The sequence below is a fragment of the Bradyrhizobium sp. 22 genome (assembly GCF_000482425.1).
Classification (GTDB): domain Bacteria; phylum Pseudomonadota; class Alphaproteobacteria; order Rhizobiales; family Xanthobacteraceae; genus Bradyrhizobium; species Bradyrhizobium japonicum_B.
Map to the genome: position 1 here is coordinate 340,212 of NZ_KI519401.1, position 14,417 is coordinate 354,628.

Annotated in this window: 14 protein-coding genes and 1 pseudogene; 6 read left to right on the plus strand and 9 right to left on the minus strand. The window is 59.9% G+C overall.

Annotated features, from left to right (window positions below; all coding sequences use genetic code 11):
* Positions 1-10: 10 nt before the first annotated feature.
* From K410_RS0135985 to K410_RS0136015, 7 genes are all read right to left on the minus strand, one after another.
* Positions 11-256, minus strand: a complete 246-nt coding sequence (locus K410_RS0135985) for an EexN family lipoprotein (RefSeq protein ID WP_024343416.1) — start codon at positions 254-256, stop codon at positions 11-13.
* Positions 253-975 (minus strand): P-type DNA transfer protein VirB5, encoded by a 723-nt coding sequence (virB5, locus tag K410_RS0135990; RefSeq protein ID WP_024343417.1) that lies wholly within the window; start codon positions 973-975, stop codon positions 253-255. The genes K410_RS0135985 and virB5 overlap by 4 nt, the downstream gene beginning before the upstream one ends.
* Entirely contained in the window at positions 972-3,338 is a 2,367-nt protein-coding gene (locus K410_RS0135995; protein WP_024343418.1) for a VirB4 family type IV secretion/conjugal transfer ATPase, read from the minus strand. Before K410_RS0135995 ends, virB5 begins: the two co-directional genes overlap by 4 nt.
* Positions 3,331-3,669, minus strand: a complete 339-nt coding sequence (locus K410_RS0136000; RefSeq protein WP_024343419.1) for a VirB3 family type IV secretion system protein — start codon at positions 3,667-3,669, stop codon at positions 3,331-3,333. The genes K410_RS0135995 and K410_RS0136000 overlap by 8 nt, the downstream gene beginning before the upstream one ends.
* Positions 3,669-3,965: a TrbC/VirB2 family protein gene (locus K410_RS0136005; RefSeq protein ID WP_024343420.1), complete on the minus strand. Its 297-nt coding sequence runs from the start codon at positions 3,963-3,965 to the stop codon at positions 3,669-3,671. Before K410_RS0136005 ends, K410_RS0136000 begins: the two co-directional genes overlap by 1 nt.
* Positions 3,966-4,040: 75 nt before the next feature.
* Entirely contained in the window at positions 4,041-4,610 is a 570-nt protein-coding gene (locus K410_RS0136010) for a lysozyme family protein (RefSeq protein WP_024343421.1), read from the minus strand.
* Positions 4,611-4,655: 45 nt separating this feature from the next.
* Positions 4,656-5,291: an acyl-homoserine-lactone synthase gene (locus K410_RS0136015; protein WP_024343422.1), complete on the minus strand. Its 636-nt coding sequence runs from the start codon at positions 5,289-5,291 to the stop codon at positions 4,656-4,658.
* Positions 5,292-5,496: 205 nt separating this feature from the next.
* On the opposite strand from K410_RS0136015, the gene K410_RS0136020 reads away from it, so the two are divergent.
* The 5 genes and pseudogenes from K410_RS0136020 to K410_RS39125 all read left to right on the plus strand — a co-directional run bounded on the left by K410_RS0136020 (position 5,497) and on the right by K410_RS39125 (position 11,361).
* Positions 5,497-6,237, plus strand: coding sequence for a helix-turn-helix transcriptional regulator (locus tag K410_RS0136020; protein ID WP_024343423.1), 741 nt, complete (start codon positions 5,497-5,499; stop codon positions 6,235-6,237).
* 187 nt (positions 6,238-6,424) lie between these two features.
* Positions 6,425-6,728, plus strand: a pseudogene (locus K410_RS41655) (transposase zinc-binding domain-containing protein); the annotation flags it as partial.
* A 594-nt stretch (positions 6,729-7,322) separates the two neighbouring features.
* Positions 7,323-9,164 carry an ATP-dependent zinc metalloprotease FtsH gene (gene ftsH / locus K410_RS0136025; protein WP_024342346.1) on the plus strand — a complete coding sequence of 614 codons (1,842 nt, stop codon included), beginning with the start codon at positions 7,323-7,325 and terminating at the stop codon, positions 9,162-9,164.
* Positions 9,165-9,657: 493 nt separating this feature from the next.
* Entirely contained in the window at positions 9,658-10,422 is a 765-nt protein-coding gene (locus K410_RS37900; RefSeq protein ID WP_024342345.1) for an NADH dehydrogenase ubiquinone Fe-S protein 4, read from the plus strand.
* Between the two features lie 669 nt (positions 10,423-11,091).
* On the plus strand, positions 11,092-11,361 hold the full coding sequence (locus tag K410_RS39125) for a hypothetical protein (RefSeq protein WP_080672325.1): 270 nt from the start codon (positions 11,092-11,094) through the stop codon (positions 11,359-11,361).
* 463 nt (positions 11,362-11,824) lie between these two features.
* On the opposite strand, the gene K410_RS0136035 is transcribed toward K410_RS39125, so the two are convergent.
* Positions 11,825-12,196 carry a hypothetical protein gene (locus K410_RS0136035; RefSeq protein ID WP_155248720.1) on the minus strand — a complete coding sequence of 124 codons (372 nt, stop codon included), beginning with the start codon at positions 12,194-12,196 and terminating at the stop codon, positions 11,825-11,827.
* A gap of 139 nt (positions 12,197-12,335) precedes the next feature.
* Positions 12,336-12,788 (minus strand): Hsp20 family protein, encoded by a 453-nt coding sequence (locus K410_RS0136040; protein WP_024342340.1) that lies wholly within the window; start codon positions 12,786-12,788, stop codon positions 12,336-12,338.
* A gap of 725 nt (positions 12,789-13,513) precedes the next feature.
* Here K410_RS0136040 and rpoH point away from each other — a divergent pair.
* Positions 13,514-14,407: an RNA polymerase sigma factor RpoH gene (gene rpoH / locus K410_RS0136045; RefSeq protein ID WP_029674525.1), complete on the plus strand. Its 894-nt coding sequence runs from the start codon at positions 13,514-13,516 to the stop codon at positions 14,405-14,407.
* The last annotated feature ends 10 nt before the right edge of the window (positions 14,408-14,417 follow it).

Consider the following 14,417-nt stretch of genomic DNA (forward strand, 5'->3'; position numbering starts at 1 on the left):
GCGGCGATCCTTACTTCAGGGCGTCTTCCATCTCTTGGACGGTAATCTTGTTGCGAGCCTCGTTCGCGTTGATGCAGTTCGGCGTCTTCGCGAACTCTCCGGGATTGTCGCCGCACGTAGTGAGAACCGCCGCAAGCTCGTCCCGATGGTCGAGGTACCAGCCGACCGTGTTTGTGCGCTCGCTCTTGTTGTCCTCGTTACAGCCTGCAAGAACAGCGACGAGAGTGAGTACCAAAATGGAGGTGTTCAATTTCATTGCAGCGCCGCGCTCATTTCATCGATCAGTTGCTGTTGTTTCTCGCGCTCCCGCTGGCCATCCATGTCGGTGCGGGCCTGCTGTATCATTGCAAGACCCTGCATCCGCAGCACGTCGTTCTGCAGCAACGCCTGTTCGGCTTGCAGCCGCGCGGACAGATCGAGCGTCTCCTTGACGTCGGTGGCCGAGCTGATGCGCGTTCTCAAGTCTTCGAGTGCTTCGATACGCTGCGATGCTGTGTCATAGACAGCCTGGCCCATGGAGTGCTTGGCGCCAGTCTGCCGTGCGATCCGGTCGAGCTCGCTCTGATAATACGAATTGCCGCTGTTGCCGGCATAGGCGCGGTTCTGCGAAAGATAATGGTTCATCGCGTCGGCGAAGTTGCCGCCACCCTGCCCCGCGACAAGGCGTTCGATATCGGAGAACTGTTGGGGCAGAACTTTCCGGAACTGCGGCGTGTTCAAGAGCGCGCCAATGTCGTTCGCGTTGGTCCGCTTGTTGAAACTGTCATAGAGCTGCTTGGCCTGGTTCAATTGGTCCTGCGCCACCTTGAGCTGGGACGTCAGGGTATCGACCTGCTTCTTCAGTTCCGTCAGCTGCTCGAATTGCCGCGCATAGACGCTAGGATCGAACACAATCTCGGCTCCCGCAGGTGATGTCATCACGAGGGTCAGGACTGAGACGGATGTGAGAACCATCGGGATACGCAGAGCCGTCATCGGACTGTCCTCCGTTCGGCGTGAAAGACCGGCAGCCAGCGGACCGGATCGTCGCCGACCTCCGCCCGAATGCGGTCCAGCAGTTCGACCGTCTCCGTGCGTCCGGACAGCACAGCGAGCGCATCGTCGAAACCGCTGAGATCAAGTTCCGCCACCACCGAGTTGTGGCCCTGCTTGACGAGAAACCGTCGGCTTTCGGGCGCGAGCTCCTCCTTGATCAGGCGGAATTCCGTGTCGGTCAGATGGAATCCATCGACATAGTCCGAGCGTGTTCCCCGCGCGTTTGGCAGGAAGATTTGCGTGGGACACTGTTCGACAATGGTGTGTGCGATCGGGGAAGCCAGCGCATCGCGTGGTGACTGCGTGCCGAACACCATGACGCCGTTCTGCTTGCGGATGGTTTTCAGCTTGTTGTTGGCGAGATCCCGAAACGCCTCGTCGCCAAGCGCCTTCCAGAACTCGTCGATGTCGATGATCAGGCGCCGTCCGTCGATCAGGCGCTCAACGCGATGGAACAGGTACATCATGAGCGGTGTGCGAACGGTGGGATGATCCAAGAGATCGGTCATGTCGAAGCCGATGAACCGGGCCTCTAGCCCGATCGCATCCTGCTCGCCATCCAGCACCCAGCCGAAAGGTGCGCCCCGGCACCATCGCTCCAACCGGGCGCCGATCCCTTCGCGATCCTGTTGGCCGAGAAAAGCCCGCAGCGCCCCGAACGAGCGTTCCGCCTGCCGCAGCTGCCCAAGCGCTCGCAAGCCGGAGTCGATCCGCTCCTCCTCGGTGACGGTCAGCGGACGGGTTTCCGGTGTGACAAGCTTTCGGACGAGTGCGCCCAGGAAGGAAAGATTGGCTGGCGTCAGCTCCAGCGCCTTGAGCGGCGCACAGCCGGTCCCAACGCCGTTGTGGAGCGTCAGATAGGTCCCGCCGGCGGCGCGGACGAAGATCTCGGCCCCGCGGTCCTTGTCGAAGAAGACGTAAGTCGCGCCGAGCCGCTCGGCCTGCGACAGCAGGAAGTTCTGCACGACGGTCTTGCCAGACCCGGAGGGGCCGCAGATGAAGGTATTGCCAAGATCGCCGTGATGGAACGAGAAGTAGAACGGCGAGCCGGACGCGGTCTTGAGCATCGCAACCGCCGGTCCCCAAAGGTTGCCGGCAGGCTTTCCGGTCGGATAGGTGTGGAACGGAGAGAATGCCGCGAAATTGCGCGAGCTGATCGCGCCGGTTCGCGCCCGATACTTGAACAGCCCCGGGAGCTGCGCCCAATAGGCCGCCTCAAGGCCGAGATCTTCGCGGGCCACCACGGCGCCCGCGTCGGCCAAAGCGCGCCGGGCCACGCTCATGTGATCCTGGAGCTGCGAAGGCGTCTCGGCATAGATCAGCAGCGAGAGATGATGATCTCCAAGCACGAACCTGTTGGATTCGAGATCGTCGAGCGCGTCAGAGAGCTCATCGACCTGCGAGGCCGCCGGATCCTGGGCTGAGACCAGCTGGTTCTGTTTGCGCGTCAGGACAGTCTTGGCGTCTGCTTTCGACAAAAACGCCAAGGATTGGGTGAGGATAACCTCGAAAGGCGCGGAAAGCAGCGCGTTCAACAGGCCAGGCCTTGTCGACGCCGGATATTCCTTAAGCCCAAACATGCCGCCGAAGCGCGATCCGCCCGCGCTGCGGATTTCGATGGCCTCACGGCCGAAGATGACGCGGTTTGAGTAAAGTGCCGGGCCAATCGGTCCTTGTGGCAATGGCATCGGCATCCACTCGCCGGAGACGACGGTATGGAGCAGTTCCATTGGCTCTGAGAATACGATGCCGTCGCGCTCAATCAGTCCGAGGGCACGGGCGCCGTAGCGCTCCAATGCCGCGACCATATCGCGCGTGGCATCGTTGAGCCGCTTGATGCCGGCGCTGTCGACTTCGAGGGAAGCCGCAGCGCTCCAGCCAAGCCGTTTGAAGAACGCAGCCGCGGCGTCGGTGGGGGCGCGCCCGGGATGCCACACCAGCGTCAGATAGAGATCGTTGCGAAATAGCGCCGCCTTGCGGAGCTGGTCGCGATATTGCGCGTCTAGCGAAGCTGAAAATGGCGATCGGAATGCACCGTCCGGATAGTCCGACGTCCGGCGTCGGGCCAGATGGGTCCAGAGCGCCAGCCGCGGATCTGCAACATTGCGCATGGTGAGATTGAGCTTGGCATGCAGGTCGTTCAGATCCGCCGTCTCAGCGGTCTCAAACGAGGCGCCGTCGAGCCGGATCACCGTCAGCAGAGCGCGCGTTGTAAGACTGATGACCGTATCGGTGACGTGTCGGCCGAACGGCAGGTAGACATCGGGCCCGATCTCCCGGGTTTTGAGCGCTGCGTTACGCATAGCCAAGGTCTCGTGCTCGATATCGCCGAACGAGCTTGAGCGGCGTGCAGGACGATCCGCCCCAGAATGATCCATTGCGCGTGCGTCCGCGGGTTTCGATCCAGGCGAGCAGAATCCGGAACATGTTGGGGTCATACCGACAGATGACGCGGCAAAGACCATGGATCGGGATCGCAACCAGGCCGTAGATGATGCTTCCGGCCTCCAGGAACAGGATGCAGGAAAACATCACGTTAAGCGCCATGGCTTCCATGGTGACTCCGGCAATCATGGCCGGCCGCGTGCAGGCGAGGAATAAGGTATCCTCCGTGAGACGCGTGGCCTCAATCATCAACGACCCCCGGTCAGGGTCGAGACCACTTCGGAGGCGCCGAACGTAATGGCGACGCCGAGTACGACATAGGCGGCCTTGCGCAGATCGAGATAGCCGAACATCCAGGCGATGCCGACGATGATGACCGCCAGCGTCGCCAGCAGGCGCGCGACGTTGCCGGTGAGCATGTTGACGATGTTCTGCAGCACACCCTCGATGTTCGCGGTCTGCGCGAGCGCAGGCTCGACCAAGGCGATGCTGAGAACGGCCCCCATGCACACGAGTGTAGCGGCTTGTTTAACACGAGAAGTCATGACGACTGAGCTCCGATTGCAGTGCAGCCGGACCAGCCCGGACCGCGGTTTTGAATTGAGGCAAAACAAAAGAGTTCATAATCGCCCATAGACGAAGGCTGACGTGCCAAGGCCCGAGCGATAGACGTCCCAGTTCGGACGCTCCCTGATGGCGGGAGCTGGCGCGTTGAGATTCGGGGTCTCGCCGGTGGAAATGTCGGCATCGCCGGGCGGGGTTCGGGGCTCGGGCGTTGTTCGGGAAGTGTTAGTCGCGAAGCTCGCGACGACCCTGGCAATGGCCTGATCATGGCCGGAGGCGTTCACGTTCGCTGCTTGCAATCGGGCCTGGAATAATCTGCCGAGCCCCGCGATGTGCTTGCAGGCGTCGAAGGTCGTGGTAGCTGTCAGTCCGGCCTCTTTCATGTCCGCGGCATCAAGCTGAGCGAGACCGGTCCGGACCGGCTGGCCGGTGGCGATGGCTTCGGTCGCGAACTGGATCGCTTCGTCACGGTCACTTGCCTGAATCGGAACCGGTTTGCGCGCCTGAACTGTGATCAGCAGCGGCTCGAACGAGCTCGCCTTCCGCACAATGGCCGTAAGCGGCCGAACCAGTTCTGGCGTCGGGGCGCACCGTTCGGCTAGAGCCGCGAATGCAGCTGGATCCATTTTGATAGCCTCTTGTTATTGCCAGGAGCTGCAGAGCGCTCGACGCTATGCCGCGAGCGCCGTGCTCGACGGAGCCTCAATCGCCGGCTTCGAAATCTTGCCGGCTGCCCGGATCGCCCGGAGGGCGTCATCGGTGACTGGCAACAGTCCTGCGACGGCCGTGGTGGTTCCGATTTGACGCGGCGTGCCGAGGCGATCGAGATGCCATCCCGCTCGGCGCAGGATGCGCTCCAGGCGCAGATCAGTAACCGTTGCGATGGCTTGCAGGCCGCACTGCTGGCCCCATTCAATCATTGCCGCAAAGAGCAGGAACGTCGCTTCCCGCAAGCCGTTGGCGGCTGTAGCCGCGACGTTTTTGGTATCCACGCAAAAACGCGAACTCTCCCAGATACTGGCTGCTCTGGGCGCCGCGTGGCCATCCAGCAACACTGGGAACGTGTCGGCAAGCATGTTGCGCCCGGTGGTGGGCAGCAAGCGAACACAACCGACAACCTCGCGCCGTTCGACCACCAATAGATAAGTCGGCCTGAAGGCGTCGTACTGATCAATCTCCATGCCACCTGTGACAGAGACGTCCCAGTCGAGCCGCTCCTTGAACACGCGCGCCCGCAGACGGTGCATTCCCATTGTTAGTTCAGAGTCGTGCAGGAGCGCCATACGCGTGCGCGCAATGACCTTCATTCTTAACCTCTCGCTTACGAATCACAGCTTCGAGATCAAGAGAGCAGGCGCGGTCACGGCGTTGCGCTGTCAGTTCTGACAGGGCTGTTTGGAATCGTTCTTGCCGCAAAGCTGCCGCAAGGCCGCAATACACACCCACACGCAGCGCGCGAATGTTGCGCGGCTGTCGCGTTTGGGAACCAGAGAAAGTTCTAAAAGGGGTGCAATGAAGAATGTCAAAAGAGCATGCGATGAGTTTGTCGATTGCCTTCACTCTGCCCATACGGAAGATGATTTTAGACGCGTCGCGGAGCGAACCGCGCATGCATTGGGCTTTCGCTGGTTCGCCTATTTTGGCCACCGCGCGAATGGCCCCAAGCTGATCTCTTCCTATCCGAAGAGTTGGACCAACCACTATTTTCGGGAAAGATATCACAACATCGATCCCGTTCTTCAGGATCCGCGAAACACAAGCCGGATGTTTCTGTGGGATGGACGTGAAGCGCGAAGCGCAAAGTCGGCGAAAGAACGCCGTCTGTTTGACGATGCGCTCAGCTTCAAGATCAGGACCGGTCTTACGATTCGCGTTCCGGCAAGACAGAATCAGTTCGCAGCGTTCACGTTAGCGGTAGACGACCGCAGCATTGGACTCGATCGTTTTATCGAGACCTCGCAAGATATGCTTGAAAGGATGGGTCTCACCTTTCATGCGCATGTTAACGCCGCCCGAATCGGACGCGCGCCCCCGGACTCTAAGCAGGAAAGTCCCCTCACTCAGCGCGAGCGGCAGTGTCTCGAGTGGATTTCTGATGGCAAGACGATGCAGGACATCGCGGAGCTTCTCGGAGTTTCTCCTCGTGGGGTGAAGTATCATCTTGATAATGCCAGGCGAAATCTTGCTGCACTGACCCTTCCCCACGCCGTGGCCCTCGCCTTTCGGCAGGGATTGCTGCCAATGTGCGTATAATAGCCGTCCGGGTCGGCAACCGTGGCTCAAAGATCGATGGGTTAACGACGAGCGCGAAAGGAGATATGTGACGAGTTTCTTCATAAGTTGACGCCCTGTCGCCAGCAGAACGATCAGCGAGGTCATGAGCCCGCTGGAGCATATCGCACTTGAGCCTCAAGGAGATACAACCAAGGCTGACGCGCGCGTGTCATGCCTGGCCTTTGAGGTTGCGGACATCTTTTGCGACCATGGCGCGGCATGACGTCAAGCACATGCCGGCCATGTTAGCCTCGACCAATTGAAGGTAATGTCGGCGATCGAGCGCTGCAGCGCCGCGTCACTTGGTGAACATTTCGCGTGTTGAGCGGACTGCGTGTTTAGCACGACCGCCTACAAAATCTTGCCGCAACCGGCACTGCCCGGCCAAGGCCGCCGCCGAAGACTGGCTCGCCGACCGCGATACTGAGCTGTTGGGGGTACCGTACTGTCACATGGCGTTAACGCTGCCCGGAGACCAGAGGACAGACGCGCCACCCGACCGTGTCCTTCGCGAGGACGTCGAAGCGTCCTACTTAAGAATCGGTAACCACGAGGCGGACGCTTTCGGAATCAAGCCGCAAACCATACTACTGCCTTTGATTTTAGCAGTGTTGTCGCAGACCGGTCTTACACCCTCCACACTTACACCGATGCCGCGCTGAACATGCTACGCCACATGCGGAATTCGTTTGGGCTATGAAGCTGCCTCTTTCGGCGGCCTCTTCGTTCTGGCCCACCGCCACTGCTCACCACTCCGGTTGACGGACAGTGTTCTGCGGTCTTGGCCACCAACCTTGTTCTCCGAAAAAGGCGCGAGGCACTATGTCAAGGAGCAGTCATCGGGTGCTCGTTGCCCGACCTGGCGTCGCCTCAAGATGCATGAACTCATTCTAGGCGACGAGCAATGGCCAAAGAAGCGATCTACAATCTTACGACTGCTCAGTTGGGCATCCTCCAGCGAAATTGCAGCCGGCTGATAGTCTCGTAACACAACGTTGAAACCAAGACCACGTCAAAGGCGTTTGGGCAAAGTTGGTTGCACATTATACATTAGGGGTCTGGCCATGACAAACAAAACCCGCTTCAATATCGGATACGCTCTTGTCGCCGTTTTTGCGGTCTTCTTCATTCAGTATCTTATCGCGACGGCTACGCAGATCGCTGTCATTCCTTACAGCGAATACCTACAGCTGCTACAGCAGGGCAAAGTCGACGCCGTCGGCATCTCCGACCGCACATTGCAGGGTACGTTAAAGGAGCCGCTGCCGGGTGGTCAGAAAAGATTTGTGACCACGCGCGTCGACCAGGACGTGGCGCAAGAACTCCAAAAGCACAACGTCCGGTTCACCGGGCAAATCGAGAGCACCTTTCTGCGAGACCTCCTCTCCTGGGTGATGCCCGTACTGCTTTTCTTTGGGCTATGGTGGTACATCGGCCGTCGCATGGCTGAGGGAGGTGGTCTTGGCGGCGGACTAATGGCGATCGGCAAGAGCAAGGCCAAGATCTATGTCGAATCCAACACTGGCGTGACGTTTGCCGATGTAGCGGGGGTAGACGAAGCCAAGGACGAATTGCGCGAGGTCGTCGAATTTCTAAAAAATCCTACCGACTACAGTCGTCTTGGTGGCCGCATGCCTAAGGGCGTGCTGCTGGTTGGCCCGCCGGGAACAGGCAAGACGTTGCTGGCGAAGGCGGTTGCGGGCGAAGCTCGGGTGCCTTTCTTCTCAATCTCGGGCTCTGAATTCGTAGAGATGTTCGTGGGTGTTGGCGCTGCCCGGGTGCGCGACCTATTCCAGCAAGCTCACGAGAAGGCGCCGGCGATCATCTTCATTGACGAACTCGACGCCCTTGGCCGAGCCCGCGGTATCGGCCCCTTCGCCGGCGGGCACGACGAGAAGGAACAGACGCTCAACCAGCTGCTGGTCGAACTCGACGGCTTCGATTCCCGCTCCGGGCTCGTCATCCTCGCCGCAACCAACAGGCCGGAAATCCTCGACCCTGCCCTGTTGCGCGCTGGGCGCTTTGACCGACAGGTCTTGGTCGACCGCCCCGACAAGAAGGGCCGTATCGATATACTCAACGTCCACATGAAGAAGGTGCGGCTCGCAGGTGACGTCCAGCCAGAAGCCGTTGCGGCCTTAACACCCGGATTCACCGGGGCCGACCTTGCCAACCTTGTTAATGAGGCCGCTCTTCTAGCCACACGCCGTGGGGCCGAAGCGGTTAGCATGAGCGATTTCAACAACGCGGTGGAGCGCATGGTCGCCGGTTTGGAAAAGCGCAACCGGCTGCTCAATCCCAAGGAGCGCGAGATCGTTGCTTACCACGAGATGGGCCACGCGCTCGTCGCGCTCTCACTGCCCGGTGTCGATCCTGTGCACAAGGTCTCGATCATCCCCCGCGGAGTCGGCGCACTGGGCTACACTATTCAGCGGCCCATCGAGGACCGATTCCTGATGACCAAAGAGGAGTTGGAAAACAAAATGGCCGTACTTCTCGGCGGCCGTGCGGCTGAGCTAGTTGTGTTTGACCATCTATCGACGGGAGCCGCCGACGATCTGCGGCGGGTAACCGATATCGCGCGAAGCATGGTGACTCGCTATGGCATGTCGGAGCAACTCGGCAGCGTTGCCTATGACCGCGAGCCTGGCAATTTTCTCGGAGGACCCGATCAGACCTATCGAGCTCACGAGCGAGACTATGCGGAGGAGACCGCCGCTGCGATCGATCGCGAGGTGAAAGCGATTGTAGATCAAGTCTTCCAACGCACTCAGGGCCTCCTAAATACACGGCGTCCGGTCCTCGACCGCGCGGCAAAGAAGCTACTGGAGAAGGAAACGTTGGAGCAAAGTGACATTGACGTGTTGATACGGGAAATGCCCAGGGAGGGTCTGCGTGCGATCTGATTCACTTCCCACCTGCCCCGAGGGCGCAGGACGCCGCGTCTCCGCAATCACGAGCGCCTTCAACCCCTTGCGTCTCACAGAGCTCTGGTTTCCGCGATCGGTAGGTGAACCTCCCTCGTAGACTCAGTGAAGACGCCGGTCGATATCCCGAATTTTTGATGAGCACGGGTGTGTGCCTGGATACAGTCGGACGACGCCTTGCTTTACGGCCGGGAGCACCTGACGGCTCCGGCCGGAGTCTCATGGGGCGACGTCAGAGCTGCTGGAGGACAACAAAGAACCGTCCGAGCAACTTTCAAGTGGGTGAGCACGGGACAGCAGCGGCGCTGTTCTACTTTCTGGCGAGCTCTTGAAGGCTCGCGAGCAGATACCCAACTTGATGGCCGTGACGCTGCAAAAGAAGCGGCGCGAAATCATTCATTCAGTCATCCTTTGATAGGACTGCCACGAGGCGCGGCCAAACCGTGCGGTCCACGGATATGGGAGGGACAACATGAAGGTCGTGAAAACCAGAGTCTTGGAACAATCGGTATCAGAGGCTGTGTCTGCCAATGACAATCGTCCGGCAGACCAGCTTTTCACCCCGTCCGTCTTTCCGAAGGGTGCAATAGCCATCATCTTTAGGGCGTCGCCTTCGCCGATGAGTTCGGGAAGAGCTCATTGCCAAGACTGGCGGCTCGTCTTCAAGCGCCGCACCGCCCCTTACCTGGAGCCTTTGATGGGTTGGACCTCTGATGATGATCCGCTGGCCCAGGTCGAGCTCAAGTTTCCGACCCTGAGATCAGCACTTCGCTATGCTGAGCGGCAGGGGCTAAAATACGCTGTTCAGACGCCTTGGCACGAGCGCACGGAGTCATACGAAGTGGGCCCTGGAATTACGCGCGCCTTCTCCGATGCAACGCTCGAACGTCTGGGGCTTGGTGCCCTGCAAACGAGCTATACGGAGGCCATTGCAGGCGCCGAAGCCCGCCACGACCTGCGAGGGGACGAAGGGTGGGTTTCACCCATGGCAGTGGTGAAGGATGCCTCTCTCTCACTTGAGGCGAAACGCTCGATCCTGATAAACTGGGCCTGGACCGAATACCTGTTCGGGCAAGCTGACGCCGACGAAAAACCGCAAGGACAGCGGCAATCGCGGTTGCCTGAAGTCGAGTTCGCCTTGCTCGAGCTTGAACGGGCTGCCACTCATTCCAAGAGCCCTCCGCCGGAGGGCGCTTCTGTCCAAGACAACGAGTCTAGGACAGAACTGGCAGCATGAGGGCTCGCTGCCCTGCAGTTCGTCAGCTTTCAAGAGAAACGACGATCCGGCTCAACCGAGCGTCTTCGTGTCCCTTCGACAGCTTATGGATCACTCGGTCGAGATTTTCGCTGTGCGCGGCCAGAGCCATGCCTATCAGTGTTACGCCCCCAAAAGCCAGTCCAATCGCCCACAGCGCCCCATTCGGGAAAGCCGCGAATCAGCAGGCCCATGAGGCCCGCAATCAGTCAGCGCGTACGTGCCCTGCACGGTCCCGACCAACAGGGCTACCCCGGTAGGTAATTGCGACAGGGCGGAGAGCAATGACCACCAAAAACGCCCCGCACTCCTTTCGCCCAGGCCGTTAGGACCAGGTTCAAATCAGCGATGGAATTTGCGCTGGTCCGGCCATCGTTACGCGAACTCGACTGGGCCTTGACCCGCGCCGGTTATCGCTGATCGCGGCCGATGGGAGCTGACCCGCTCGTCCACGATTTGCGCGTCCGCGGCAAGGGAGCGGTAGCATCTCCGTTGCGCTGATGTCGTACAGACAACCGCACGGCGACGGACGTTTGTCACTTGAACTTGCCCCGGACACTTCTAATTCAGTCTATAGCTGAACAGCGGTTCGGCTAAGAGGACCATGATGAGATTAGTGCGGAGAGCGCGTAGAAGCTTGAGGGAAATGATATGAGAAAGCTTGCTCTTACAATCGTCGCGGCGGCAACGCTCCTCATCGGAACGATGGCGCCGGCTTCGGCCCATTGGCGTCACCATGGTTGGGGCGGCCCGGGTATCACTTCTGGGCTTGCTCTCGGATTGTTCGCGGGAACATTGGCGGCCGCTGCCGCGCCCCCGATCTATTATGGACCGGTCTACGGTCCGCCCTACTACTACGGCCGCCCATATCGGGTAGTCCGCTACTATCCGCCGGTTGATCCCTACTGGTACGCCTGGTGACGAGAAGAAGGCCCGGTTTCCGCCGGGCCTTCTTAGTGCCCGACACGGTGCTTCCGGGAATGAAACTCGATGGCTGGACGAGGTTGGCCTTGGCGAGGTGACCGAGTGTGTTGTTGGGGCGAAGATGCCGAAGGACAGTCTGCGGTCGCTGAGCAGCAATGTTGCGCCCTCGCGCACTCAGCTCGCGCGCCGCTTGTGAGCTCGGGGCGGCTCGATCGGCCAGCCGGTAGATGACGGCGCTCGAGAGATGAGGGCTGGCTGTCCCTCCTGTTGCGATGGCTGGCTCGGACGAGTGGGGTAGTTTTCGAGGTAGATCTGGCCAGCAACCAGCATGATTCCGGCAGATAGGAGCGGAAGGCTTGCTGTTACAATGTCGCTATAGTCGTCCATTTTCTGTCATATCCCTTAAGCGAGAGAAAACGTCTGCCATCTGTGATCGAAGTTTTGCCACAGCAAAGCTCGCCTAGCAGGCGGGCATGCTGGCTCGGTGTCGTCGCGGTGGTTGGGTCTGCTCCGCAGAACCCGAAGGTGTCGCGTTAAATACGGATTGGTCCACGGTCTTACCCTCGCGTTCCCGCATCACCGGCGCGACAAGCCGAAAGGCGATCGCAGAGCCGGGAATGGGGTCTTCACCCGCGCGCCTCACTAGTCCACGGTGGATGAGATCCTTCAGCGCGAGCCTGAACTCCTTCGCGGCTGCGTGCGTTCCGACGCTAACTTCCAGACTCTGCAATGTGATAGCCCTGCCATCGCTGCCGTGGCGCTCGAACGCAGCAAGCAGTTTACGTTTAATCTGCTCAAGATCGATAGGAACTGCTCTTTCCATGGCCTTCACTGTGGCTCTCTGATCAAGTCTCGATCCGGGCCAGCCGGAGTTCCTCCCTAGCGGAGAGACGAAGCGACTATCGGCTGAAATGCGGACAATGCTCCCGTGCGCGGCGCAGGCCGCGCGACGGGAGCGATTCGGCCAAGACTTAAGCCGTCTGCTTGTGCTCGAGCTTCTGATTGTCGTTGCCGGCCTGGATGGGAATCTGGCGCGGCTTTATCGCTTCGGGAACCTCGCGCACCAGCTCGATCTTGAGCATGCCGTCCACGAAGGAAGCGCCCTTCACCTGCACATATTCGGCCAGGTTGAACTGCCGACGGAACGGGCGGGACGAGATACCCTGGTACAGGAACTGATGGGCACCCTTGTCCGCCTTACGGCCTTCGATCGTCAGTACGTTCTGCTCAGCCGTGATCGTCACCTCATCAGGCGAGAAGCCGGCCAGAGCGAGCGAGATCTGATAGTGGTCCTCATCGCTCCGCTCAATGTTGTAGGACGGGTAGTTGTCGCCGGTCCATTGGGCGGAATCTTCGAGAAGATCGAATACGCGGTCGAATCCAACTGTCGATCGCCACAGCGGACTGAAGTCAAAGGTGGTCATAGCCACATCCTCCTTTCGAGCAACATGGTTACGAGCGCACGGACACCGTAGCTGGCGCCCGATCACCGGGTCCTCAGAGGCACCCGGAGCAGCGCATCGCCGCGCGCTGCACTCTTGGAATTAGAACGGGCTTGGCCGGTTTCAAGGCCCTTCGTATCGTGAGCCACCTCGATAAGAGGCTTCGAAGGCGTTGCCGACGGTCCGCGGATGCGCATGCGGTCGCTTGCCACCACCAGCCCATGCCGTATCGGCGACAAAATGGCGGGGATGACCTGATCCCTGAGTATGCGGCTCCGCGCCCGGGTTGAGAGGCCTGGGACAAGCGGATTTGCGCTCCACCTCAATCGAGCAGGTGACCGCGGGCACGATGGCAAGCCCACCGTTTTGGGACCGTCCATTCGTCCGGGGGATGGCGGCGGTTCGACAGGTCGTCCGAATTGACCGAGATTTTCCGACCAATGGGCTAGCCAGAACATGGAACAACCCGTTGGCTTCGCAGTTCTTTCGGCGCCGCCGGCCTGAGTTTCGCTGGGCGCCTTCTGGGCCCAGCTAAGCCGGGCAACGCGGCGGCTCGTACCATCTTGCTCCATGGAGGATTTGGATATGAAAGCCACCGGTCTCTTCACTTCGCGGTCTGCCGGTCTCACTTGCCTCGGTGGGCTCGCGCGGTCGCGCCTTCCCTTCAAACTCAAGAACAGCTCTGGCGCCTGAAGGGAGGGCAAGTCATGTCAATTGCCTCAGCCCTCCCTGCCATCCATTCGGAAGCCGGGTTGTCCCGGTATCTGCAACAGATCCGTAACTTTCCGCTGCTCGATGCGTCGGAAGAAGCGATGTACGCGAGGCGTCTTCGGGATTTTGGCGATCGCGAAGCTGCCTACCGTTTGGTGACGAGCCATCTACGGCTGGCTGCCAAAATCGCGCTGAAGTACCGGCGGTACGGTTTGCCGATTGCCGACCTTATCTCGGAAGCCAATGTCGGATTGATGCTGGCGGTCAAGCGGTTCGACCCTGAAAAGGGATTTCGCCTTGCCACCTATGCCACGTGGTGGATCAAGGCATCCGTGCAGGAATTCGTCCTGCGGTCCTGGTCACTGGTGAAGCTCGGCACGACGGCCGCACAAAAAAAGCTGTTCTTCAACCTTCGAAAGTTGAAGGCGCGTTTGGGTGCTCCGGAGGACGGCGAGCTTTCGGCGGAACAGATCAAACAGATCTCTGAGCACCTTCAGGTCAAGGAAGCCGACGTCGTCGAGATGAATGGGCGGATCCGTGGCGACATGACGCTGAACGTTCAGCTCAGTGACGAAGAAGGCGAACAATGGCAGGACAGGCTCGCCGATTCGTCGCCTGATCCTGAAACCCTGCTCGTGGAGACCGGAGACCGTGAACAGCGCAAGGCCGCACTCTCGGAAGCCTTAAGCGCGCTTTCGCCGCGAGAACGCACCATCGTCGAAGCGCGCTACATGGCAGAAGAGCAAAGAACACTGGACGATCTTGCTGCCAGGTTCGGGATCTCTCGCGAGCGAGTTCGCCAGATCGAGCAGCGTGCCTTGAAGCGTATCAAGGCGATGATCTGCGCTCGTCTCCCCGATCTTCAGACTGCATCAGCAGGGGCATACTAGGAGGATCACA

Coding starts and splice junctions, on each gene's coding strand:
- K410_RS0136005 (WP_024343420.1), bottom strand. CDS start 3,965: ATGACTTCTCGTGTTAAACAAGCCGCTACACTCGTGTGCATGGGGGCC.
- K410_RS39125 (WP_080672325.1), top strand. CDS start 11,092: ATGAGAAAGCTTGCTCTTACAATCGTCGCGGCGGCAACGCTCCTCATC.
- K410_RS0136010 (WP_024343421.1), bottom strand. CDS start 4,610: ATGGATCCAGCTGCATTCGCGGCTCTAGCCGAACGGTGCGCCCCGACG.
- virB5 (WP_024343417.1), bottom strand. CDS start 975: ATGACGGCTCTGCGTATCCCGATGGTTCTCACATCCGTCTCAGTCCTG.
- K410_RS0136000 (WP_024343419.1), bottom strand. CDS start 3,669: ATGATTGAGGCCACGCGTCTCACGGAGGATACCTTATTCCTCGCCTGC.
- K410_RS37900 (WP_024342345.1), top strand. CDS start 9,658: ATGAAGGTCGTGAAAACCAGAGTCTTGGAACAATCGGTATCAGAGGCT.
- K410_RS0135995 (WP_024343418.1), bottom strand. CDS start 3,338: ATGCGTAACGCAGCGCTCAAAACCCGGGAGATCGGGCCCGATGTCTAC.
- ftsH (WP_024342346.1), top strand. CDS start 7,323: ATGACAAACAAAACCCGCTTCAATATCGGATACGCTCTTGTCGCCGTT.
- K410_RS0136040 (WP_024342340.1), bottom strand. CDS start 12,788: ATGACCACCTTTGACTTCAGTCCGCTGTGGCGATCGACAGTTGGATTC.
- rpoH (WP_029674525.1), top strand. CDS start 13,514: ATGTCAATTGCCTCAGCCCTCCCTGCCATCCATTCGGAAGCCGGGTTG.
- K410_RS0135985 (WP_024343416.1), bottom strand. CDS start 256: ATGAAATTGAACACCTCCATTTTGGTACTCACTCTCGTCGCTGTTCTT.
- K410_RS0136015 (WP_024343422.1), bottom strand. CDS start 5,291: ATGAAGGTCATTGCGCGCACGCGTATGGCGCTCCTGCACGACTCTGAA.
- K410_RS0136020 (WP_024343423.1), top strand. CDS start 5,497: ATGAAGAATGTCAAAAGAGCATGCGATGAGTTTGTCGATTGCCTTCAC.